Source organism: Stenotrophomonas maltophilia (assembly GCF_001676385.1).
Taxonomy (GTDB): domain Bacteria; phylum Pseudomonadota; class Gammaproteobacteria; order Xanthomonadales; family Xanthomonadaceae; genus Stenotrophomonas; species Stenotrophomonas maltophilia_J.
The window spans coordinates 194,959-217,574 of record NZ_LYVJ01000006.1 but is presented as its reverse complement, the minus strand read 5'-3'; the positions used below and the strand labels follow the sequence as shown (position 1 = coordinate 217,574).

The following is a 22,616-nucleotide window of genomic DNA, read 5'->3' as shown; positions in this document are numbered from 1 at the left end:
CGTCCCCGCTTAGCTGCCGGCGCCAGCAGCAGCCTTCCCTGCCTTCGTCATCACGGCGAGGGGCAGGGCGGTTGTTGCCCGCCGGAGGCCTTTCCCAGGAATTCCTCAATGGACTTTTCCCGTTTCTTCATCGACAGGCCGATCTTCGCGGCGGTGCTGTCGATCGTGATCTTCGCCGCAGGCCTGATCACGATTCCGATCCTGCCGATCAGCGAGTACCCGGAAGTGGTGCCGCCGTCGGTGGTCGTGCGTACCGTGTACCCGGGCGCCAACCCGAAGGTCATTGCCGAGACTGTTGCCACGCCCCTCGAGGAGGCGATCAACGGCGTCGAAGGCATGATGTACCTGAAGTCGGTGGCCGGTTCGGACGGCGTGCTGCAGATGACCGTCACCTTCCGCCCGGGCACCGACCCGGATGCGGCGGCGGTGAAGGTACAGAACCGCGTGGCGCAGGCCCAGGCGCGCCTGCCGGAGGACGTGCGCCGGCAGGGCGTGACGACGCAGAAGCAGTCGCCGACGTTCCTGATGGTGGTGCACCTGACGTCGCCGCAAGGCAAGTACGACACCCTGTACCTGCGCAACTACGCGCGCCTGCACGTCAAGGATGCGCTGGCACGCATCCCGGGCGTGGGTGACGCGCAGATCTTCGGCGGTGGCGACTACGCCATGCGCGCCTGGCTGGACCCTGACAAAGTGGCCTCGCGCGGCCTGACCGCCAGCGACGTGGTGCGCGCCATGCGCGAGCAGAACGTGCAGGTGTCGGCCGGCCAGCTCGGTGCCGAACCGCTGCCGAACAGCCAGTTCCTGACCCTCATCAATGCCCAGGGCCGCTTGAAGACCGAAAAGGAGTTCGGCGACATCGTGCTCAAGAGCGGCACCGATGGCGAGATCGTGCGCCTGGCTGATGTGGCCCGCCTGGAGCTGGGTGCCGGCGACTACACCCTGCGCTCGCAGCTGGACGGCAAGAACGCAGTGGGCATCGGCATCTTCCAGTCGCCCGGCGCCAACGCGCTGGAGATCCGCGACAAGGTCATCGCCACGATGGACGAGATGCAGAAGACCATGCCGGCCGATGTGAAGTACGAAGCCGTGTATGACACCACCATCTTCGTCCGTGATTCGATCAAGGCCGTGGTCTCGACGCTGCTGGAAGCCATCGCGCTGGTGGTGCTGGTGGTGATCCTGTTCCTGCAGACCTGGCGTGCCTCGATCATTCCGCTGATCGCGGTGCCGGTGTCGGTAGTGGGTACATTCGCGGCGCTCTACCTGCTGGGCTTCTCGATCAATACGCTGAGCCTGTTCGGCCTGGTGCTGGCGATCGGCATCGTGGTGGACGACGCGATCGTGGTAGTCGAGAACGTCGAGCGCAACATCGAGGAAGGCCTGTCGCCCACGGCGGCCGCCCACCAGGCGATGCGCGAGGTGTCCGGCCCGATCATCGCGATCGCGCTGGTGTTGTGCGCCGTGTTCGTGCCGATGGCATTCCTGTCCGGCGTCACCGGCCAGTTCTACAAGCAGTTCGCAGTCACCATCGCCATCTCCACGGTGATCTCGGCGATCAACTCGCTGACCCTGTCGCCGGCACTGGCCGCACGCCTGCTGAAGGCCCACGGTGCACCGAAGGATGGCCCGAGCCGCCTGATCGAGCGCCTGTTCGGCTGGGTGTTCCGCCCGTTCAACCGCTTCTTCAAGTCCAGCTCGGAGAAATACGAGCGTGGCGTTGCCCGCATCCTGGGCCGCCGCGGCGCGGTGTTCGTGGTCTATGCGATCCTGCTGGTCGGTACCGGCGTGATCTTCAAGCTGGTGCCGCCGGGCTTCATCCCGACCCAGGACAAGCTGTACCTGATCGCCGGCGTGAAACTGCCGGAGGGCTCGTCGATCGCGCGGACCGATGAAATGCTGCGCAAGGTCGCCAAGATCGCCCAGGAAACGGATGGCGTGGCCCACACCATCTCGTTCCCGGGCCTGAACGCGCTGCAGTTCACCAACACGCCGAATACCGGTGTGGCGTTCATCCCGCTCAAGCCATTCGCCGAGCGCCATGGCCGCACCGCCGCGCAGATCAACGCCGAGATCAACCAGAAGATCGCCGGCCTGCAGGAAGGCTTCGCATTTGCGATGATGCCGCCGCCGATCCTTGGCCTGGGCAACGGCAACGGCTACCAGATGTTCATCGAAGACCGCGGCAACCTGGGCTACGGCGCGCTGCAGAACGCCGTGCAGGCAATGCAGGGCACGGTCGCGCAGACTCCTGGCATGGCCTTCCCGATCAGCAGCTACCAGGCGAACGTGCCGCAGCTGGATGCCGAGGTCGACCGGGTCAAGGCCAAGGCACAGGGCGTGCAGCTCACCGAGCTGTTCGATACCCTGCAGACCTACCTCGGCTCGGCCTACGTCAACGACTTCAACCAGTTCGGCCGTACCTGGCAGGTGATCGCGCAGGCTGACGGCCCGTTCCGCGAGAGCGTCGAGGATATCGGCAAGCTGCGCACCCGCAACGATCGCGGCGAGATGGTGCCGATCGGTTCGATGGTCACCATCAAGCAGACCTTCGGCCCGGACCCGGTGCTGCGCTTCAATGGCTACCCGGCGGCCGACCTCGCCGGCGAGGCCGACCCGCGCCTGCTGTCCTCGGCCGAGGCGATGAACAAGCTGACCGAGATCGCCGGCAAAGTGCTGCCGGTGGGCATGACCACTGAATGGACCGACCTGAGCTACCAGCAGGCGACCCAGGGCAAGGCAGCCTTCATCGTGTTCCCGGTGGCGATCATGCTGGCCTTCCTGGTGCTGGCCGCGCTGTACGAGAGCTGGTCGCTGCCACTGGCGGTGATCCTGATCGTGCCGATGACCCTGCTGTCCGCGCTGTTCGGCGTGTGGCTGACCGGTGGCGACAACAACGTGTTCGTGCAGGTCGGCCTGGTGGTGCTGATGGGCCTGGCGTGCAAGAACGCGATCCTGATCGTCGAATTCGCCCGCGAGCTGGAGATGGGCGGCAAGGGCATCGTTGAAGCCGCGTTGGAGGCCTGCCGCCTGCGTTTGCGTCCGATCGTGATGACCTCCATCGCGTTCATCGCCGGCACCGTGCCGCTGGTGCTGTCGCACGGTGCAGGCGCCGAGGTGCGCTCGGTGACCGGTATCACCGTGTTCGCCGGCATGCTGGGCGTGACCCTGTTCGGCCTGTTCCTCACGCCGGTGTTCTACGTCGCCCTGCGCAAGCTCGTCACCCGCAAGGGCGGTGGCCAGCTCGTGCGCCATGGCGAACCCACCCTCCATCACTGACCTGCAGTTGCGGCGTCGCCGGCCATCGGCCGGCGAACGCCTCCCCCCAGAAGGCATGAATCCATGAACAATCATCAGAACAAGATCGCCCTGGTCACCGGCGCCACCCGTGGCATCGGCCTGGAAACCGTGCGCCAACTGGCCCAGGCCGGCGTGCATACGCTGTTGGCCGGGCGCAAGCGGGAAACGGCAGTGGAACTCGCGCTGAAACTGCAGGCCGAAGGGCTGCCGGTGGAGGCCATCCAGCTGGACGTGACCGACGCGGCCAGCATTGCCGAGGCCGCCGAGCAGGTCCGCCAGCGCCACGGCCGCCTCGATATCCTGGTCAACAACGCCGGCATCATGATCGAAAACCCGGCGCTGGCGCCGTCGGAACAATCGCTGGAGACCTGGAAGCGCACCTTCGACACCAACGTGTACGCGCTGGTGGCAGTGACCCAGGCCTTCCTGCCCCTGGTCAAGCAGGCCAAATCGGGCCGCATCGTCAATGTGTCCAGCATGCTCGGTTCGCAGACCCTGCACGCGGATCCGAGCTCGGGCATCTACGATTTCAAGATCCCGGCCTACAACGCATCCAAGGCAGCGGTGAACAGCTGGACGCTCAGCCTGGCCCATGAGCTGCGCAATACCCCGATCAAGGTCAACACCGTGCATCCGGGCTACGTGAAGACCGACATGAACGGTGGCAACGGCGAGATCGAAATCAGCGAGGGTGCGCGTTCCAGCGTCGAAATGGCGCTGATCGGTGACGCCGGCGCCAGCGGCAGCTTCACCTACCTGGGCGAGGTGCTGCCATGGTGATCCGCACGTTGGCGATGGCCGTCTCCAGCCTCGTGCTGGCTGGCTGTGTCAGCGTCGGCCCGAACTACAAGGCACCGGTGCAGGAACCGGTCGTGCTGCAGGGCGCGCAGCAGCCGGTGTTCAGCACCGCCTCGCCGGTAGCCAGCTGGTGGGCGCAGTTCGATGATCCGGTGCTGGAGGAACTGGTGCACGGCGCACTGTCGGACAACCTGGACCTGCGCGTGGCCGTTGCCCGGGTCAGCCAGGCCCGGGCGGTATTCGTCGAAAGCCGCTTCGACCAGGCGCCGCACATCACCGCCGGCGGCAGCTACGACCGTCGCAAGCAACCCGATCCGCAGCAGGGTGGGCAGCGGGTGTTCAGTGAAAGCTACCAACTCGGTTTCGACGCCGGCTGGGAACTGGATCTGTTCGGTCGCAAGCGCCGTGCTGCGGAGGCAGCGCGCGCCGACCTGGACGCCGAACAGGCCAACCTGGCCGATGCACAGGTACTGGTGGCCGCCGAAGTTGCGCGCAACTACTTCGAGCTGCGCGGCACGCAGAAGCGCATCGCCGTCGCCCAGCGCACCCTGGTGAACCTGCGCGACACGCAGAAGCTGACCGAAGCACGCTGGGAGCTGGGTGCCGGCAGCGAGCTGGATGTGCAGAGCAGCCGTGCCCGCCTGAAGGCGATCGAGGCCGACATCCCCTTGCTGGAAGTCGCCGAGACGCAGTCGCGTAACCGCCTGGCGGTGCTGCTGGGCCAACGTCCGGAGGTCCTGGCCGACATGCTCGCGCCGCATGAGGTGCCAGCGTTCGCCAAGCCGTTGCCGCTGGGCGACACCCGCGAACTGCTGCGCCAGCGCGCCGACGTGCGCGTGGCCGAGCGGCGCCTGGCTGCTGCCACCGCGCGCGTGGGCGTGGCCACCGCGGACCTGTTCCCGCGGTTGTCGCTGTCCGGTTTTGTCGGTTTCCTCGGCGGCGATGCCAGTGGCCTCGTCAACGGCAACAACAAGGCCTGGTCGCTGACCCCATCGCTGAGCTGGGCGGCATTCGACTTCGGCACCGTGCGTGCACGCCTGCGTGCCAGCAAGGCTGAAGCCGAAGGCGTGGCCGCGCAGTACGAGCAGGCGGTACTGCTGGCCCTGGAGGACACCGAGAACGCGCTGACCCGTTATTCAAAGCAGCAGGCGCGGTTGGCGATCGTGGTCGAGCAGGCGCAGGCGGCACGGCGTGCCGAATCGCTGGCGCAGATCCGATATCGCGAGGGCTCGGAGGACTTCCTCACCCTGCTTGATGCGCAGCGCACCCAGTTGGCGGCCGATGATGCACTGGCTGCGGCCGAAGCTGAAGTCAATGTCAGCGTCGTGGGGGTGTACAAGGCGCTGGGTGGGTGGGGGCAGTCGCCACAGCCCCCAAGCGTGGCCCAGGTGCAATGACCTCGAGGGGACGGACGCGGTGGCGGCCCGTCCCCTTTTCTCTCCCGGTCCTGCGCTGCCGTGTCGCGGCGGTAGAGGATCACCCCGTCTGGCCGGCACAGCGAGCCATGCCCTTTCCACCGTCGGTTGATGAAGATGGAATGGCGCGACGCAGGCCGTGGGCTTCGTCACAGTGGTGACGTTTCTGCCTCTGCCGCAACCCGTGCCCGCCGTGTAACTAGTGGGGCAGGCTCTTGGGAGGACAGGTGATGAGCGACCGCAGGCGGGATACCCAACGCATGGTGTTCGGCGATCCGGGGTTGCCCGGCGCCGGCTTGTCGGTGTCGGTCGTAGTGCTGCTGGTGCTGGCGACGATGGCCGCTGCCATCGGTTTTCTGCGGTTGCCGGATTCGATGCTCGGGCTGGGACTGATCGGGGTCGCGGTGTTCCTTGCGGTCGGTGCCCGCATCTGCCAGGCACGCGACCAGCATCAGGCGCTGTACCGCATGCTGTCGCGGCAGCCGCCGCCGTAGCGACGGCCGCCGTGCCCGTTCAGGGCGTCGGCCAGTCCAGCTCGACCACCAGCGGGAAATGATCCGACGGCAGCACGCCGTCAATGCGGCGGTCATCGGTGAGGAAGCTGCGCGCATGGAAGCCGCGCACCAGTACCCAGTCCAGCTGCGCGGTGGCCGTGCCGGTGAAATCGTGGAAGGTCAGGCGCGGTCCCTGCGGCGCCTTGACCTGGGTGCGGGCGTCCTGCAGCACGCGGGTGAACGCTTCATAGGTGTCACCGCCCGGCTCGCTGTTGAAGTCGCCGGTCAACACCACAGGCAGGCCGGCCGGCAGCCCGGCCACGCGCCTGCCGATCAGTTCAGCCCCCTTCACCCGCCGCGGTTCGTCCTCGTCGCGGTAGGGCAGGTGGGTATCCATGAAGTAGAAGCGGCGCCCGTCATCGAGGCGCCGGAACAGGGCCCAGGTGACCATTCGCGGGTACAGGTTGCCCCAGGTGATGCTGCCGGGCACGTCGGGTGTATCGGACAGCCAGAAGTTGCCGGATTCCTCCACCGCCAGCACCTTGCTGTCATAGAACACGCCCATGTGCTCGTCGCCGCTGCCGCCACGGCGGCCCTCGCCGAACCAGCGGTAACCGGGCAGGTGCCGGGACAGGTAATCGGCCTGTTCCTTCACCAGCTCCTGGGTGCCGATCACCGCGGGGTGCGCTTCGAGGATGACCTTGACCATCGCATCGCGACGATCGGGCCAGCGCTTGCCGGGCTCGGTATCGGCCGGCGTGCGCACGTTGAAAGACATCACCTTCAGCGGCGCCGGCGCGGTGGCCCATGCGGCGGCAGGCAGGGCGAGCATCAGCAGCGCGGTCAGCGCGCGGTGGCGGAAACGCAGCAGCATCGTGGAATCCCTCCATTCCATGAAAACGGTTTCATGCAGCATGCCACGGCGGGCATGGCCGGGGCTATGCCGGGATGGGCGATTCGCGTGCGGCAGCCAGCCAACAGCCTTCGAGCCGGCCACGACAGCGGGCGGCGTGTACCGGTAGCACCTGCATCAACCGTCCTCCGGATCAGCGCGCGGCCAGGGCGTCGAGCAGGGTACGCGCGGCCAGCTGGCCCAGCGCGTTGGCGGCCAGCGGGCTGTCGCCAGTGAGCAGCAGGCGATCCTGCAGCACGCTGCCATCGATGCCGTTGTTGACGACCTGCACGCCCTGCTGCGCCAGCCGTTCGCCGAAGAACCAGCGCAACTGCCCGGGCATGTAGCCGATGCCCGGTGTCTGCCGGTCCATCGCGTCGGGGAAGGCACAGATGCGGTAGCCGCGGAAGAGCGACCCGCCGTCGGCCTCGTCCACGCCTGCGGCCAGCAGCGCGGCCGGCCCGTGGCAGAGCGTGATGATGTGGCGCTGCTCGGCCATCGCCCACCGCAGCGCCGCCTTCACTGCCCGGCTCTGTGGCAGGCCGATCAGCGCGCCGTGGCCACCGGGGATGAATACCGCCGCGTAATCCGAATCAGGGCCGAGCGTCGCGACCACCTCGTCCAGGCGCAGAGGCTGGCGGAAGCGCGCCGCGTAGCGTTCGTACAATCCGCCGATTTCCCTGTCCTCGCGCGGAAACGCCCACCACTCGAACTTGGCCGCATTGCCGGACAGCGTCGCGATGTCGATGTCGAAGCCGGCCTTGTCCAGGTGGTACATCGGCAGCAGGGTTTCCACCGGATGGTTGCCGGTGGAAAACAGAGGGCCGTCGGCAGTGGGCAGGTAGCGCTCGTCGGCGGCGATCATCAGTACCTTCCAACGGCCATCGCGGCGTGCGTCGGGATAGTCGGCACCGGACAGGTTGCTCTTCGCCGATGTGAACTGCGACAGCGAGTAGGGCGACGGGAAGAAGGCGTCGCGCTCAGCCGGGTCGGGGCTGGGCTGGCGGCTGGGTTCCTGCGTGTTCATGCGGATCTCCTGTGGCGTGTGGGGCCAGCATAGGAGGGTGGGTGCGCACGTGCGATGAGGGGCCGTTCAATGGGCCTGGCGTGGCCCCGGCCGGTGCTGCTGCATGTCCTCGTGCAGGATGCGGCGCAGTTCGACGATGGCCGGGGTGGCTTCCTGCACGCTGTGGCCGGACACGATCACCTTTTCCGAGACGGCATGTGGCAGGTGCGAGCTCCAGTATGGCACCAGCCCGTCATCGGTTGTTTCCAGTGTGCCATCGGCTCTGGCGCGGGCGATGATCGAGTGGTAGCGCACCTTCGGCGACATCGGCAGGTCGGCTACGGCGCGGACGAACGGGTCATCCTTGTCCAGGTTCTGGATGCTGTTCATCGGGTAGCCGTGCTTGCCGTCGTTGCGATCGATCTGGCCGTCGCTGGCGAGGGTGGTCACGTCCTCCAGCACGGTCAGGGGCAGCCGCACCAGTCGGCCCAGCCACCGGCCGAGGCGGGTGCCGGCCACATCGGTGCCGCGGTGCGGCGTGGCGATGAACACCACGCGGGTCACCTCCGGTTCCGGCAGGAAGGTCAGCACCGGCGCCCCCTTGGTGCGCAGCAGTTCGCGCTGGGCGGGCGTCATCTGCGCGGTGGCCAGCAGCGTCTCGACCAGGTGGTCGCCTGAGGAGGAGACCATCAGGCGCGCGATCACCCCGCCCATGCTGTGCCCGACCAGCACCATGTCATGCGAGGCCCGCGCCGTGCCGGTGGGGTCGAAGTGCCTGAACACCGCGGCCATCGTATGGCGCATGGCATCATGGCTCATCGCGATGGGCATGTTGGTCGGGTAGTAGAACTGCCAGATCTGGAAATCCCGGCGGATCTCATCGTCGCGCATCAGCTCGTTGGCCACGTTGACCCAGGCTTCCGGGCTGCTGGCCAGGCCGTGGATCATCAGCAGCACGCGGCGGTCCGGATCGTAAGGCTGCATCATGAACAGATGCGGCGTGTCGATGCCGCCCTTGCCCCCGAACAGCGAGCGCAGCGACTGGCGGCTGAAATTGGAACGGGCCAGCCACAACGCATAGCCAGCGGTGAAGTTGGCCGCCAATGGCACCTGCTGGCCGTGCAGGGTGACTTCCGTGACTTGGTAGGGATCGTGGATCTCCAGTTCCGGTGCATCGTCGTGAAGCACTTCCCACAGGTTGCTTCCGGAAAAGTGCAGCAGCACCGAGATCGACGGCGAGGGCATTTCGCTCCAACCCTGCGTGGTGGGTGCGTTGGCCTGCTCTCCCGCGTTCGTTGAAGTTGCGGCGGCGGTGATCGTGCCTGCCGGATCCTCCATCACCGCCACCAGTTCCGCACCGAAGCCATCGCGGCGATGCACGCTGCGCAACGTGCCGGTGAACGACAACGACGCCGCCGGCACCAGTTCGGTGGGGGTACCGGCCGCCAAGGGCGAGCCATCGCCGCCGGGCGCCAGCGCGAAGGTCCAGCGGCCCAACCGGAAATGACCATCGACCTCGCGCACGCGCCCGATGGCGTACGCGTCGTACAGCTGCACCGAAGCCTCCTGCACGGCCAGGTTGTAGTAGTCGCGCACCTGCGTCTGGCGGTCTTCGAAGCCGCGCTGGTTCGCGGTGCGCTCGGTGAAGAACAGGTAGGCGTAGGACTGGCGCGCCACCTGCATCCACGCGTCGAGGCGAGGCTCGAAGCCGGCATCCAGTTCGGTGACCGCGGTCTTGGCCCGGCCAGACGCAGAGTACTCGCGCGTTGGCGCAGGCAGGGTCATCGCATGCTGCAACCACAGCTCGGCCAGGGCCGAACGCTTGTCCTCCTCGCGTACCACGATGCTGGCTTCCATCGCCTCGATGCAGGGCAGTCCCGGCCTGGCGCAGGCCGCTTCGTCGAGGCCGGCCACGCGCAGGGTTTCCGTGGTGGCCGCACTGAGCTTGCCGGTGGTGAGGATATCGCCACGCTTGAGTGCGATGTACTGGCCGGGCGTGACCGAGGCGACCTGCACCGACGGGCCGAACTGGCGCAGTGTCGCGCAGCCGCCCAGGGCGAGCAGCGCGGTGATGATGAGGGTCGTGCGGCCGATGAAGCCCAAGCCTGGGGTAGCCATGCGATCCTCCTGCGCGGTGGCGCCACTCTAGCGGTCGGTCTGTCAAAGCGGAAGATTTCGGGCTGCCCGAAGTGAAAGAGCCTGAGCGGGTGCACGCGGCTGTCGATGCGTGCCGGGACGGTGAACATGCGGGCCACCTGCGGGGGGCGCCGGATGGCACGCGCAAAAATGCCGGAACCCCAATCGTGGTGCTGACGCTCACTGGATCACAAATTTCGTGGAAATCTGCTGCTAGCATCTAGTGGCTCTAGTGTTAGGTCAGTGCGTTTTGAAGTTTCATCGAGATCGTAGTTGGGTGGTTAAGTGCTAGGAATGATTTGGATGAGAATTTGAGGTATATGACGAGACAAGGAGGTGTTCTTTGAGTGGGTGGAAAGTATTAATTGCTCTGGTGGGATTTGGGGTCTGCTCCGTTGGTGTCGCAGTGGAGTTGGAGCAAAAACTGCCGCAATTTGATCCAAGCAAGCATCAACTTGAAATAGGCGATTATTCGCGAACAACCGGGGCGCCTGCGGATGTGGCAGCGATTGAGATGAGTCGCCAGATTCTCGCGCAAGAAGGTATTGATGATCTGCGTGAGGAATTTAAAGGTCGTCTTGCCGCGCTCTATTGGGAAGACTATCCCAACCAAGCAATCCATGTGCGCCTAACCGGAGCAGCTGCGGTCGCGCCGCGAAAGATACAGACAAGTGCTGGGCCGGTTCCGGTTGTGTTCGAACTGGGTGCGGTGATGACGCTGGATGAGCAGAATAAGAAACTTCGGGCATCGTGGCCATCTTTGAAGAAGATGCTTCCAGGCCTCATTGGGGCTGGCGTGAATGAGCGTTTTGGTTACGTGGCTATCGACATCAGATCAGAAAGTGGGGACGCACGGCCCTATGCTGATGAAAAAGCGAGCGTTGAGAGGCTTCTTGGGATGCCGGTCAAGTTCACGTTTGTGCCGGAGGAACCTCGCCCGGCTCCTCCGGCGGTTTTGAGAAGTGGTGCGAAATCCTCAGTCGGCCCTGCAGCAGTGATACCGGGCGTCTTGCCTGGCGGTTGGATGCTGAACGCAGGGTCTCAGTACTGCACGGGTGGCTTTACTGTTCGCGATCCAGTCTCTGGCAAACGGGGGGTGTTAACTGCAGGGCACTGCCCCAATTCTGCAGTTTATATGAATTATGCCGTCCCTCCAAACCCACTTCCGACGGTGGCACTTCCTACCACGATGGAGGCAGAGCACTGGGGCGGGACGACGGATTTTCAGTGGCACAGCTTCGCTGAGGGGGTGACAGTCAACGATGTGTACTGCACTAGCTTCACTAGCTGCGGTGGTGTCATTATATTGAAGGTGTCGGCTCCATCAATCGGAACCCGTATGTGCCACATGGGGGCAACCACCGGAGCGTCGTGCGGCACACTGACCATGAATAATTTCATCTACAACGACGTAGCCCATCCCTGCGAGAACCAAGATCCACTGACTTGCCCCACGGGGACTTGGCTGAGGGTTGAAGGTAGTTCATTGGCTTGTGCAGGCGGGGATAGTGGTGGCCCGGTTTATGCCAACTCAGTTGCCTATGGATTGGCGAAGGCCGCGATTTCGACGGGAACGGCGCCCGGCCAATGCCCGGCGCTTATAGTTATGCCTATAAACAGGGTTGCCGATAAAGGGCTCATTCTGCTTTAGGGTGGCAAATAGCCATGGATCACTGGGCGGCCGCGCTTGGATACTATTCACTACGGTCCTATTTATGTGGCGTGGCTCGCCTACTATCTCGATTTCGCCAGAGAATTCCAGCGTCGTGAACGATGCTTCATCGTCGGATGGATCGTCGGCGGGCCGCCTCATCGCGGGTGAGGGACACTTGCTGTTTCAGATTTTTTCCAAAGCTGCCCGATACCTGAGTCACCAACCTAGCCACCCTGTATCGGATCTTTGACGACAAGTGGCACCCATTCTACGAGCATAGGCTTGCCGCATAGGGGCCGTCACGCTGCCGGGTTACAAATTGCAGCGGATTGCTCCGCAGGAGCCTTAGTGACGTGCGATTGTTGCAGCAGCATGAAGATGACGATGGTGGCCTAGAATTGGCGCGCTTTCTTCTTTGACATGGCTGTTGGGCCGTTGGAGTTGGGGTAAGAGTAGAACTGACGCGCCGATGTGCAATCCCCTCCGCTCGAGCCCGAATTTGCAGGGCGTGGTCGAGAGTGTTTCCGCATGATCAGCCGTGAAAATGCGGGACTTCGCGTGAAGAATCGGGCGCTCCAAATTGACTTGAGTGACTGGATTTCATTCAGCGCTGGTTATCGGAATTACTTCTTACAGCAGGCTGCCTGAGGGCGAACTGCGCAAAATGGCGCGCGCAAAGTTAGGAAATGGGCATCTACGGGGACTTGAAGGAAGGAACGCCCGATTGCGCGATCCGGCGCGGAGATGTAATCCAGACAGTTCCGGACCTGGGCCGCAGGCAGCTCAACCCGGGGCGCCTGAGCAACGCCGCGCAGGCACAGAGCCGAGCCAGGCTCGACCCTCGGATTCGGGCAAATTGACGATTTCGTCAAACTGCCGATGCAGGGCTTAACAATTGGTGGGACACCGAAGAGCTGAGCCCAGGCTCGGCTCTGCCCGAACGATTAAGGAAGGTGGCCAGCTCGTTCGCAGGATCTGCGAACACCGGCCGTATCGTTCCGGCCATGCTTCCGTCGCACGGCTACCAAGGCATCCGCACCGCCACGATCCCGCAGGGTGGGTCAAGATGGAGTACGGCTGGGTGCTTTGGTGGAGCGGCCGGCAGATCGCCAAGGTGTCGCCGGCCAGGGACTGCGGCGCGCACCTGCACCTGGACGCCCGGAAGGTGTGGCAGACCAAGGAAGTCCGGGCGGCGAGCATCGCCCAGGGCAAGCAGTATGCCGAACGCTGGTGCGCGGCCAGGCTCTACCCGGAGCTGCCGCTGCGCGCGGCGGTGGCTCGCCTCACCGACAACACCCCGATCCCGCTGCCGCCCGAGCCGCTCGGCCTGCCGCCGAAGCGATATTTTCAGCGCCAGCTCTTGGCACCGGCAACGGTGACGTAGAGGTACAGGCCGCCAGCGTCGGAGAGCTTCTGAGGCTTGTCGGCTGGCTTCGCTGGCGGATCGCGAGGTCGGTCAGGGGCATGGGGGTATCGGCTTTTCGTGGGCGGTGCGATACCCCTAGATATACCCCCACCGTCTCATGGCCTGCAACGGAACGGCATGGACAAGGGTGGAAAACGAAAAAGCCGGAACCCCTTATCTGACGAGGGATTCCGGCTTTTCGTGGACCCTTGCGGGCCCGGTATTGGTGGGTGGGCTCTACAGAAAATGGAGCGCAAGTGGCTGATTTGCGCAGAACTTTGAAGGGCAGGCTTCCGTTGTTACCGCCAAAGTTACCGCCAACGGATGCCGACTAGGCGCGCTTGGCGATGACCTCGGCGACCCATTGGTCAACCTCGGTGGACACCCAGCGGGTTGTCCGCTCCGACAGCTTGACCGGCTTTGGGAACGTGCCTGCGCGGGTACGTTCCCATATGGTGCTCTCGCCTAGTCCGACGATCTGGCAGACCTCGGCAATGGGCAAGAGGCGAACGGGATTGGCGGCGTTGGTGTTTTGGTCGTGCATGGCTTCTCCAAACGACAAAGCCCGCGCAGCGGGGCGACCGCTGGCGGGCTGTGGTGGTGGTTGATGGTGGAGGTGGCGCGCGCTTCTCCCGCGCCTTGGCGGTACGGAGGGGCAGGCTTGCAAGCACCGTGGGGTGGGGGTGGCTGCTGGCCTCAGCGTGCCGCTAATAGGCGGAGGGGCCGCCGGGGGGTGATAGCGAGGTTCCGAGTAGTTAGATACCGTCTCGAAAATTTGCGGCGAACGTTTCGACTCGACCCACGGGCGGTCTAGCCCTACGGACCGCTCTCGTCTGCATCGGTCCCGTCCGGTCGGTCCGGTAGCTCCCGGAGTGCCGCATCGGCGATGTTGCGTACACCGGTCATGTTGTTGAACCACCAGATGCGCCAGAGGTCCCGCGCCTGCCGTTCGGTGACGTGTTGGTCAGGGTCGAGGAGCGCCCCAGCGATCCGACCGCTCCCGTAGACCTTGTTCAGGAGGTCGATGGACGGGATGCCCATGACGCCGTTCTCCAGGCCGGTCGAGCGGTTACCGCTGAACACGGGGGCGTTGCCCAGCGTGTCGGCCCATACCATATCCGTCACGGCCGGTACGATGTTCGACCAACTGGATTGCGCAACGGCGTTCCGGGCAAAGTTCTCAGGGGTGAGCTGCTTCTTCCTCTGCTCCTCGTTGCCGATGGTGTTGATGTACGTCCGCGCTGCCCATCCCATGCCAGCAGCGGCGGCGGACAGGGTGACCATCGCGTAGGTGCGCCAGTCGTCGTAGTGGTGGACGGAGTTCAGGAAGTGGCGGGTGTAGCTGTTGACCATGAAACTGCGGAACTGCGTGACGATGCGGCCGGTGGTGGAGTGCATCAGCTCGATGCTGTCCGAGGCGTCGCCTTCGAGAACCTGGTGTCGCGTCACGCGGAACAGGAACGCCGCCATGCGCTCGCGCGTCTGGAACGGCAGCTTGTCCGGGTCGATCTGCTCGATCTGCCGCTTGCCTTTGAGGTAGCCGAACACGTCGGCCTGGGCCTTCTCGTCGAGACCCCAGGTGCGCAGGCGCGCCAGTTCGGCGTCCGACAGCTTCTTGGCGTTCGCCATGTCCAGCAGCCGCAGCAGCGTGGCGCGACCGGCGATGCGTTGGAGCATCGTGTTGATCGGGGCCATGCCGGATGCGACCGAGGTGACGTGCGTCGCCATGCTCATCGCGTTGTCGATCTTCTCGCCGTGCTTGACGTTGAACGTCTGCGGCACGAGCGCGTCCTCGTCCAGGCGCAGGAACGGCGGGTTGCGCAGCCAGTCGGTGCCGGGTGCGAACAGTCGCTCCATCACGCGCGCCTCTTGCGAGGACAGCTTGCCGTCAGCGCCGCGCTTTAGGAAGGACTTCACGGCAAACCCAGACCGGACAAAGTTGCGGACGCCGCCATGAGCTACGGCCGGGCCTAGCTCTGCAAAGAGCGAGAATCCCACCTGGTTCATTACGCGGGCGAAGTTGTAGTTGCGCAGGAACCTGGCATATCTAGCTCCACTGCTGGCAGGGTCAAGCTCCGTGCTGCGGCCGAAGGTGGACTTGATGCCGATGTCGATGATTCGCTCGATGCCCTTCACGTCGTCCCCGGACTTGCGGGCATCCATGGTGAGCTTCGACACGAAGCGGTCCAGCTGTGCTCGGTTCTTGATGCCAGCCTTCGACGACAGCGCCGACCAGCCGGTGATCTCACGCATGTAGCGGGTCATCACCGAGTCCACGTCGTTGTCGAACAGGTCGGTCATCGAGACCTGCACGTCCTCCCCAGCCTCGTTGCGGATGGTGGTGGAGTAGGTCTCGTCGAGGTCGATGCGCTTCTTCGCACGGTCGAGCTTGCCCGACTCGTAGGTCTTGCGCGCCAGCTTGGACAGCAGCTCTTGCGACCGCACGGGCGAGACGCCCGCCTCGGTCAGCATATTGCTGATCTCCTCGACCGAATCGCTGTCCAGCGGGCGGACCAGCAGGTCCATCCCGTCGCCCTCGAAGTTCGCTTGGGCGCGCTTGAGATAGGAGCGTGCAACCGCCCCGAGCAGCTCGTCGTCGATCTCGCCGCCTTGGTCGGCAGCGGCCTCCCAGGCACGTCGCATGGCGGGCTTGATGAGCTGCTCGATCACGTCGTCCTGGTGAAGCTGCATTTCGCCGAAAAGGCGCTTGAAGCCCTTGCCGCTCCAATAGCGCGGTAGGTAGTTGCCGTTCTGCGCCAGCTCCGCAAAGCCGTCAAGACCACTCTCCTTCGCCAGTCGCAGCGCGTCTTGCATAGCCTTGGCAACGGCCGCTGCGGCGGTCCTCGCTTCATCAGACACGTCAGGCGCACCGCGCACGGCACGGCCAACCTCCTCGTTGAACTTGGCGCGCTCGGAGAAGTTCCACCAATGGGTGCCCGTCCGTTGCTTGTAGGCGTCCCATGCGGCGTTCACTCCGCTCCGCCATTCCGTCTCCATGACGGCCAGGTGGCGCTTGGCGAACTCGGTGGTGGACTCCTGGACCGCGACGGAGCGATCGGTGTAGCCGACGCCATCGCGGAACAGCAGACGGCCCGCCTCGCGCACCAGCGGCGACTTGGCGCTACCCATGCGGGCGGCAAGGTCGCGGCGGACGGTGGCGAAGTGGGGCGTGATGTGCGCGTTGACCAGAGCCTTGTCGGTGAACTCCTGCTCGAATGCGCTCTCGTTGCGCAGCGGGTGGACGCCTGGCGTGGGGTCGTTGGCGGCGGTGCCTGCCACGCGGGCGGCGGACAGCGAGTCGTCACCGGCCAGCCGCTTCACCACGTCAGGCTTCACCTCGCCGTCGAACAGGGCACCCCGGCGAGCGCCGAGGGCACCACCGAACGCGAACGACAGGGCGGCGCTCTGCACGCCATCCGCGAGCGTCTGCTCGGGGTCGTAGGTGGAGGTTGCGGCCGACATCAGCGCGGAGGTGCCCGCAGCCTGTAGACCGGAGCGCACCGCGTTGGCGAGGCGTCCGGCCTTGGCTGCGTACCCCAGGCCGCCCGTGGCGAGATCGAGGCCGGTTGCCACCGGGTCGGTGAAGCCGAGAGCGATCTGTCCGCCCAAGCCAAACTGCGCCAGGTCGTCGTCCGCCATCTGATTCATAAAGGCCACGGATTCCAGATAGGAGAGGTGCTCGTCGGACGTGGCCCGGCCGAACAGCTCCCACTGCTCCGGGCGCAGGCCCATCGACTCCCAGCGCTTGCGCGCGTCTGCGGGAATGCGATAGCCCTGCTGCGGCTCGTAGCCCAGCTCGGTGATGAAGCGGTCGATGAAGCCGATGCCGCCCTTTGCCTGGGCAGCGCCCCATCCGTCCCATACGGTCGTCTGATCCTTCCGGCGCTGCGCGGCCTCTCGCTGCTCCTTGCGCTCGCGCACAGCTTGCACGATGGGCTGCTGGGTTGCGGGCCTGACGGTGTTCTCGTCGGCACCTGGGAGGTTCTCAAACAAGTTCAGCTCCTTCAAAAAAGATTCGGCCACGGCAAAGCCGCCGAGACCTCCCGGTCGCGGCGCATTTGACGTGAAGAGTGGGGTACGACCGACTATCGCTGCTCCACTGATGGCAGCAGCGTCTAGTTGTGAGCGACGCGCTCAGAGAGAGGGCACGCACCAGCAACTGCGGGCGCGCATGCGAGTAGGCTGTAGACGCCGCACGGAGCGCGCTGGGGTGCGCCAGAAGCCTCGTACAAGGGGGTGCCCGATACAGCCCTAGCGGCGGGGATGCGGTCGAGCTTCTATCGCGTTCTGGCGGCTCGGGGAATTACCGCCGCAGAGGCACCCAAGGAGGACAGAGGAACACCCCAGGAGTGCATAGGAGGACTGTAGTTCTACTTGGTGGTGAATACCAATAAATAGAACTCTACAGTCCCACTATAGTAATACTTAGGTCTTACTATGATAACACTCTTGTCAAGAGGCAGAGGGACGGCCTACACGCCGGATAGACACTGACCAGTCGATAGTGTTGCGTCATCCCACCCCAGGCTCAACCCGTGGAACTCGAAGTCGCTGTACGAAGAATGGTGGTCTTGCTGGTTGAGGATGAACCCTTAGTGGCAGGTCCTTTCAAGGACGCGCTTACCGACCTGGGATACGAAGTCATATGGGCTGACTCCGTGGAGGTCGGTTTGGGGGTCTTGGCAGAGCAGCGGGTGGATGTGGCTGTCCTGGACGTGCAGTTGGGAGCTGACTACTCCTACCCGATAGCCGACGTGCTCCATCGCGCTGGGATTCCCTTCATGTTCGTCTCGGGGGTGTCCAGGGGTAGCGTCCCCCCCGAGCATCAGACTCGGCCGTTTCTACCTAAGCCATTCCGGATCATGGAGGTCCACCGCAGCCTGTGCGCGTTGGCGGGCTAGTGCTTCCATGCGCCACTTTCTCACTTGCTACGCGGTCGAAGGAACTTGCGCCGCTTGATGTCGTAGATCTGCACCGGAGGGCCGCTGTAGAGATCCGTCGATAGATGAACTTGATCGATGGCGGCGTCGATGTTGGATAGAGGCTCATGCAGGCCCCGTTCTAGAGCACTCGGCATCCTGTCGGGCATTGGCGAGGTGCAGTGCTAATGCCTCAGCGGCAGTGCGTTCATCCGCCCACGGTGCGACCAGTTGGAAGTTCTCTGGCAGCAGATTGAGGGAATTTCCATCCACATAGCACACGCGGTAGCCGCTCGGTCGGCCCAGCAGAAGGCGTGCCAGCGGGGTGTGCGAACCGCTCCCGGGGATGGTCGCCACGACGTAGCGGTGACCCTGGCCGTCGCTGCTCATGTAGACGCTTCCGGTAAGGCCGTAGCGGCGCTTGGCGTTGTCCCATACGACCGCCTCGGTGATTGCTGGGGTGTCGCTGCCGTGGACATGCAACTGGACCAAGTGGCGGCCGTCATGATCCGTGAAGTAGTACGGGGGTGGTGTCTGCTTCTTCATAGTCTGCTTCTTCGGTCCCTGGCGAAAGCGCACGGCAAAGCCGCCGAGGCCCGAAGGCCCAGCACTCGCAGGGTTGGCTTGGTGGTGGTGAGGTGGTCTGAGGATGGACCTACGGGGAACGGCGGAGATCAGCGACGCGCTGATTCCCCCTACTACGACTAGTAAATCCGGAACCGTCCGGGAGCGTGCCGGACGACCGTCGCGGCCCTTCCCCCACAGATGACTACTATGTTCCGCGCGCACCTGCTACCGGTGCCGGAATCCAGTCTCTTTCCTTCGGATTCAGTCCGTTACAGCGTGCGGGTGACGTAACAGGTGACAGGCCAGCAGCATCCGCAATTCGCCCAAGTGACTACTAATCCGGGATCGCCTATGGAGGGCTGAGGCGGGACGTCGCGGTATTCCTCCGATGATGTCCATTATACCCGTGTCGCACGCGCTGCCCTACTCGGAAGTCCGACCGCAGAAAGAGCACAGCGCGCAGGCGCCCGCCCACGGGCTGATCCTGGGGGGCTGCCCAAGGAGTGGCACCGGCTGGTCGTTTGAGCGCGTTGGCAAGCGTCCGTGGGGAGGGGCGACGTGGCGCTCCCTACCAGCCGCCGCAGGCTCAGCTGATCGCCTAAGTCGCCGTTGGAGCCCTTCCTGGATCACTCAAAATGTAAGGGGCGTCACGGAAGTTGCATACCGATAGTCAAGGGGCAACAGGTCCGCGTCCGAACACGGCAAGCAAGTGTGTTGTAAGCTGCTCGCGAAGGTCGGCCTCATCAGTCCAAACTATATGGCGAAACTGGCGCGTGTCGAAATGTAGTTTGGGGAGGTCGTCCTGCCGGACAGTCCACACCACGGGGCGACCCAAGCCGAGAGCGAATCCGGCCTCAAAATACGCACCGGCATTCTGCGTCGTAACATCAACGATCACTCCGTACGAACCACGGATGCCCGCGATGATGCGGTCATCAATCTTGTCGTTGTGGTCTACGCTGTCTACCCGTCTTGCGTTGTATCCCGCTGCTTCAGCCCCGGGCTTGATGCCATTCTCGTAGGCGTCGCGAAGTGCGGGGCTAAACGACATAGCTACAAAGAAGTCTGAGCGGTTTCCTCCTACGGGAAACCTCAGTCGTTCCAGATACTCCCAGCCAGCGGGAGTTATCGTGTATGTCATGTTTGCGCCGCTTAATAGACCCCGTTCCGTAAGAGAGCGGATGTGATAGCGTAGTTCGGTGATGTTACTGGCGTCTATGGCATGTATATCGTTTAGGCCCCTCATAACACCGGCACCGGGGTGCTTGCTATCAGCCGCAATGTCCACCAGAAGAGCGTTCTGCTTGCTCGGGACGGTGTTCAGCTCGGGGCCATCGATCTCGTCGAGGAGGGTGCTGTCAATTACGTAATGCCTGTGCGTGCTCGCCCAATGTCGTCGAGCGCGACCAGACAGCCAGCCTTTCTTATCGCTGGACCAGTTCTTGATGATGGCTTCGGCAGTTCCGCTGACCCGGAATAACCGGCATGCCGGGCAATTCACATTGGTGGCACCCCCATTGGGGGTATGGATCGCCCCCTCGGTCTCGCAGATCGGGCACGGTGCGGGAAATTGGCTCATGTGCTCTCCTCAGTCCCGCAATACTAACTGCTCACGGCTGGCTCCGTGCACTCCGGTCACGCTGCTGGCAGTCTCTGGCTATCGCACCGCGTCCGGCTAGAGCGCCGGGGAAGTGGTGAAGGTGGGTGTACCCTGCGCTGTTTGCCTAAGCGCAACTAATAAATGCTCTTGGCTGACGCCCTAGTCGCGCCCGTCTGGTGCTTCCCGGATGCTGCCTTGCTTCCTGCCCGCGTTGATGAAAAACGCCGCCAGTGCGCCCAAGCCCCATAGGGCCGACAGCGGCAGTGCCCAAGCATGCCCGCGACCGTATGCCCACAGCCCGAGAAGCGGGTTGATGGGGGTAACTCCTGCCACGAGAAAGGCAATTAGCAGATTCGCCCTCATGGCTCATGCCGCCAACAGATGCGCCCTAGCGTACCAACCTTGCTCGTAGTCATGGTTTCCGTGTGTCTCCTTACAGAGCGGACTTGGTGACCATAGCCGTCGCCCACACCAGCGCGAAGGCCACCGCGATGGGATACCAGCGGGTGCGCACCATCAGTTGCTCGTGGAAGTGGAGGATGCGACGAAAAGGCTTCGGGGCCTGCATGGGTGTCCCTGGCTGCTTCACTCGTTGGCAATTCGTCCCGCTTACGCAGTTGATCCCGCAAGTGGGATTAAGTTGTTTCGTGTCAGTAAGTTAAGTCTAGCGGAGGGGGTTGCTACAAGCCATCCCTGTGGTGCCATCCTCCCATCGCGGGCCAGCGAAAAAGACAGATAGAGCCGCCCGTAGACATAAACATTAGGAGCCGACATCGTGGATATTCTGTATAGCGTGGACTTTCGCCTTCCTTTTACTCCTTGGACTTTGGCACTCCTCCCGCCTGGGCCGGGGGAGGGTGGCTTCTGGATAGCCCGACGGTCCGACCGCTGCACAGTGGTCGGCCTTGGTCGTGTACTGCTCTACATCGAACGTCGCGGCAGGACGCCGCTTCTGCGCTACTGCGGGTAGTGGTTCACCGGGGCCGGACAGCTCGGGGTTCGCCACTGGCTGCCTGGGCTGTTGGCTCTGCTACAGCTTCGCGCGTTGGCGGTCCGCCGCGACTGCCGACGCCGTCCGCCAACCGGCTTGGCCGGTCATTGGTGCGGATAGGTCACGCAGCGCGGCCCTGGGGATAGGGCTTCTAAGCGGCCTTCGGCTTGAACGGGACGACTACATTTCCCATGTCAGCGCGCAGGGCGTCCAGATAGTCCGCCCACGCCTGCATCATCTTTCGGCGCTCGGGAAGGTGGCTTGTCCGATTGTAGGCGCGCCCATTCGGATCGCGGACGGCGTGGGCCAGCTGATGCTCGATCAAGTCCGGCCGCCACCCCAACACTTCGTCCAACAGCGTGCGCGCAGTGGCACGGAAGCCGTGGGCCGTCATGGTTTCCTTGTCGAAACCCATGCGACGCAACGCGGCGGTGAGCGCGTTATCGCTCAACGGTCGCTTGGGCGAGCGGCCACCGGGGAACACGTATTGGCGATGGCCCGTCAGCGGTTGTAGGTCACGGATGATCGCCACAGCCTGCGACGACAGGGGGACAAGGTGCGGCTGACGCATCTTCATTTTGTGCGCGGGGATGCTCCACTCGCCTGCATCCAAGTCGATCTCCGACCACTCGGCATGACGTAGTTCGCCGGGGCGCACGAACACCAGAGGCGCGAGTCTAAGGGCGGCGCGGGTGGTTACGTCGCCAGTGTAAGCGTCGATGGCGCGCAGCAGCCCGCCGAGTTCTCGGGGGTCGGTGATGGCCGCATGGTGGCGTTCCACAGGAGGTGCCAGCGCGCCCCTTAGGTCGGCAACGGGATTCCGTTCGGCCCGTCCGGTCGCAATCGCATACCGCATGATCTGTCCGCAATTCTGCATGATGCGATGGGCAGACTCGACCGCGCCGCGCTCCTCCACGCGCCGGATCACACGGAGGAAGTCCTGAGCGGAAATGTCAGCGATTGGGCGCGCCCCGAGCCAGGGGTAGATGTCGTTTGTCATCCAAGCAGCGACCTTCACCTGGTATGTCTCTTTCCAAGTCTGCTTGCCCAGCCATTCACGGGCGACCACCTCGAAGCTGTTGGCGGCCTTTTCCACTCCGGCGACCTTGGCGGCCTTCCGGTGTTCGCCTGGGTCGATGCCTGCCGCCAGCAACCGGCGGGCCTCGGCTTGGCGGCCGCGTGCATCGGCCAGCGAGACCTCAGGGTAGGTGCCCAGGCTGAGGGTGTTGCGCTTCCCGGTCACTGGGCGGCGGTAGTCCCACCGCCACCAACGCGAACCATCCGGGTTGAGCTGTACGTACAAGCCGCCGCCGTCCCGAAGCTTGGTCGGCTTGGGGCCGGGCTTGGCCTTGCGGATGGCGGTATCGGTGAGAGGGGCGACTGTACGCGGCATGGCGGTAACTGATTTGGCGGCAGGCGTGTTACCGCCATTCTTACCG

Annotated in this window: 16 protein-coding genes; 7 read left to right on the top strand and 9 right to left on the bottom strand. The window is 64.2% G+C overall.

Annotated elements, in window-relative coordinates:
* Positions 1 to 108: 108 nt before the first annotated feature.
* The 4 genes from A9K58_RS09745 (at position 109) to A9K58_RS09730 (ending at position 6,007) form a co-directional block, all read left to right on the top strand.
* The gene (locus tag A9K58_RS09745; protein WP_065199193.1) at positions 109 to 3,279 is read left to right on the top strand and encodes an efflux RND transporter permease subunit; all 3,171 of its coding nucleotides are present in this window, start codon (positions 109 to 111) and stop codon (positions 3,277 to 3,279) included.
* 63 nt (positions 3,280 to 3,342) lie between these two features.
* Positions 3,343 to 4,080 (top strand): SDR family oxidoreductase, encoded by a 738-nt coding sequence (locus tag A9K58_RS09740; RefSeq protein ID WP_065199192.1) that lies wholly within the window; start codon positions 3,343 to 3,345, stop codon positions 4,078 to 4,080.
* Positions 4,074 to 5,495, top strand: coding sequence for an efflux transporter outer membrane subunit (locus A9K58_RS09735; protein ID WP_065199191.1), 1,422 nt, complete (start codon positions 4,074 to 4,076; stop codon positions 5,493 to 5,495). Before A9K58_RS09740 ends, A9K58_RS09735 begins: the two co-directional genes overlap by 7 nt.
* A gap of 248 nt (positions 5,496 to 5,743) precedes the next feature.
* On the top strand, positions 5,744 to 6,007 hold the full coding sequence (locus A9K58_RS09730; RefSeq protein ID WP_065199190.1) for a hypothetical protein: 264 nt from the start codon (positions 5,744 to 5,746) through the stop codon (positions 6,005 to 6,007).
* A 19-nt stretch (positions 6,008 to 6,026) separates the two neighbouring features.
* Here A9K58_RS09730 and A9K58_RS09725 read toward each other — a convergent pair whose 3' ends face one another.
* From A9K58_RS09725 to A9K58_RS09715, 3 genes are all read right to left on the bottom strand, one after another.
* Complete coding sequence (locus A9K58_RS09725) at positions 6,027 to 6,881, bottom strand: endonuclease/exonuclease/phosphatase family protein (protein ID WP_065199189.1); 855 nt, start codon at positions 6,879 to 6,881, stop codon at positions 6,027 to 6,029.
* A gap of 172 nt (positions 6,882 to 7,053) precedes the next feature.
* Positions 7,054 to 7,926: a glyoxalase III HchA gene (gene hchA, locus A9K58_RS09720; RefSeq protein WP_065199188.1), complete on the bottom strand. Its 873-nt coding sequence runs from the start codon at positions 7,924 to 7,926 to the stop codon at positions 7,054 to 7,056.
* Positions 7,927 to 7,992: 66 nt separating this feature from the next.
* Entirely contained in the window at positions 7,993 to 10,023 is a 2,031-nt protein-coding gene (locus A9K58_RS09715) for an esterase/lipase family protein (protein WP_065199187.1), read from the bottom strand.
* A gap of 361 nt (positions 10,024 to 10,384) precedes the next feature.
* Between A9K58_RS09715 and A9K58_RS19495 the strand changes: the two genes are divergently transcribed.
* Both A9K58_RS19495 and A9K58_RS09705 read left to right on the top strand, forming a co-directional pair.
* A complete protein-coding gene (locus A9K58_RS19495; RefSeq protein ID WP_155760471.1) occupies positions 10,385 to 11,692 on the top strand; it encodes a S1 family peptidase in 1,308 nt (435 codons plus the stop codon).
* 1,069 nt (positions 11,693 to 12,761) lie between these two features.
* Entirely contained in the window at positions 12,762 to 13,079 is a 318-nt protein-coding gene (locus A9K58_RS09705; protein ID WP_065199185.1) for a hypothetical protein, read from the top strand.
* A 352-nt stretch (positions 13,080 to 13,431) separates the two neighbouring features.
* On the opposite strand, the gene A9K58_RS09700 is transcribed toward A9K58_RS09705, so the two are convergent.
* Together A9K58_RS09700 and A9K58_RS09695 are read right to left on the bottom strand one after the other, a co-directional pair.
* Positions 13,432 to 13,644: a helix-turn-helix transcriptional regulator gene (locus tag A9K58_RS09700; protein ID WP_065199184.1), complete on the bottom strand. Its 213-nt coding sequence runs from the start codon at positions 13,642 to 13,644 to the stop codon at positions 13,432 to 13,434.
* Between the two features lie 272 nt (positions 13,645 to 13,916).
* Positions 13,917 to 17,093 (bottom strand): hypothetical protein, encoded by a 3,177-nt coding sequence (locus tag A9K58_RS09695; RefSeq protein WP_065199183.1) that lies wholly within the window; start codon positions 17,091 to 17,093, stop codon positions 13,917 to 13,919.
* 542 nt (positions 17,094 to 17,635) lie between these two features.
* Here A9K58_RS09695 and A9K58_RS09690 point away from each other — a divergent pair.
* Positions 17,636 to 18,001 (top strand): response regulator, encoded by a 366-nt coding sequence (locus A9K58_RS09690; RefSeq protein ID WP_155760470.1) that lies wholly within the window; start codon positions 17,636 to 17,638, stop codon positions 17,999 to 18,001.
* Between the two features lie 144 nt (positions 18,002 to 18,145).
* Here A9K58_RS09690 and A9K58_RS09685 read toward each other — a convergent pair whose 3' ends face one another.
* The 4 genes from A9K58_RS09685 to A9K58_RS09675 form a co-directional block, all read right to left on the bottom strand.
* The gene (locus A9K58_RS09685) at positions 18,146 to 18,565 is read right to left on the bottom strand and encodes a hypothetical protein (protein WP_065199181.1); all 420 of its coding nucleotides are present in this window, start codon (positions 18,563 to 18,565) and stop codon (positions 18,146 to 18,148) included.
* A 691-nt stretch (positions 18,566 to 19,256) separates the two neighbouring features.
* Complete coding sequence (locus A9K58_RS19490; RefSeq protein ID WP_005409129.1) at positions 19,257 to 20,165, bottom strand: TIR domain-containing protein; 909 nt, start codon at positions 20,163 to 20,165, stop codon at positions 19,257 to 19,259.
* A 454-nt stretch (positions 20,166 to 20,619) separates the two neighbouring features.
* Positions 20,620 to 20,754, bottom strand: coding sequence for a hypothetical protein (locus A9K58_RS20060; RefSeq protein ID WP_269194768.1), 135 nt, complete (start codon positions 20,752 to 20,754; stop codon positions 20,620 to 20,622).
* 574 nt (positions 20,755 to 21,328) lie between these two features.
* Positions 21,329 to 22,570 carry a tyrosine-type recombinase/integrase gene (locus tag A9K58_RS09675; RefSeq protein WP_065199180.1) on the bottom strand — a complete coding sequence of 414 codons (1,242 nt, stop codon included), beginning with the start codon at positions 22,568 to 22,570 and terminating at the stop codon, positions 21,329 to 21,331.
* Positions 22,571 to 22,616: the final 46 nt, after the last annotated feature.

Coding starts and splice junctions, on each gene's coding strand:
- A9K58_RS09705 (WP_065199185.1), top strand. CDS start 12,762: ATGGAGTACGGCTGGGTGCTTTGGTGGAGCGGCCGGCAGATCGCCAAG.
- hchA (WP_065199188.1), bottom strand. CDS start 7,926: ATGAACACGCAGGAACCCAGCCGCCAGCCCAGCCCCGACCCGGCTGAG.
- A9K58_RS09725 (WP_065199189.1), bottom strand. CDS start 6,881: ATGCTGCTGCGTTTCCGCCACCGCGCGCTGACCGCGCTGCTGATGCTC.
- A9K58_RS09685 (WP_065199181.1), bottom strand. CDS start 18,565: ATGAAGAAGCAGACACCACCCCCGTACTACTTCACGGATCATGACGGC.
- A9K58_RS09735 (WP_065199191.1), top strand. CDS start 4,074: ATGGTGATCCGCACGTTGGCGATGGCCGTCTCCAGCCTCGTGCTGGCT.
- A9K58_RS09740 (WP_065199192.1), top strand. CDS start 3,343: ATGAACAATCATCAGAACAAGATCGCCCTGGTCACCGGCGCCACCCGT.
- A9K58_RS09715 (WP_065199187.1), bottom strand. CDS start 10,023: ATGGCTACCCCAGGCTTGGGCTTCATCGGCCGCACGACCCTCATCATC.
- A9K58_RS09700 (WP_065199184.1), bottom strand. CDS start 13,644: ATGCACGACCAAAACACCAACGCCGCCAATCCCGTTCGCCTCTTGCCC.
- A9K58_RS20060 (WP_269194768.1), bottom strand. CDS start 20,754: ATGCAGGCCCCGAAGCCTTTTCGTCGCATCCTCCACTTCCACGAGCAA.
- A9K58_RS09730 (WP_065199190.1), top strand. CDS start 5,744: ATGAGCGACCGCAGGCGGGATACCCAACGCATGGTGTTCGGCGATCCG.
- A9K58_RS19490 (WP_005409129.1), bottom strand. CDS start 20,165: ATGAGCCAATTTCCCGCACCGTGCCCGATCTGCGAGACCGAGGGGGCG.
- A9K58_RS09745 (WP_065199193.1), top strand. CDS start 109: ATGGACTTTTCCCGTTTCTTCATCGACAGGCCGATCTTCGCGGCGGTG.
- A9K58_RS09675 (WP_065199180.1), bottom strand. CDS start 22,570: ATGCCGCGTACAGTCGCCCCTCTCACCGATACCGCCATCCGCAAGGCC.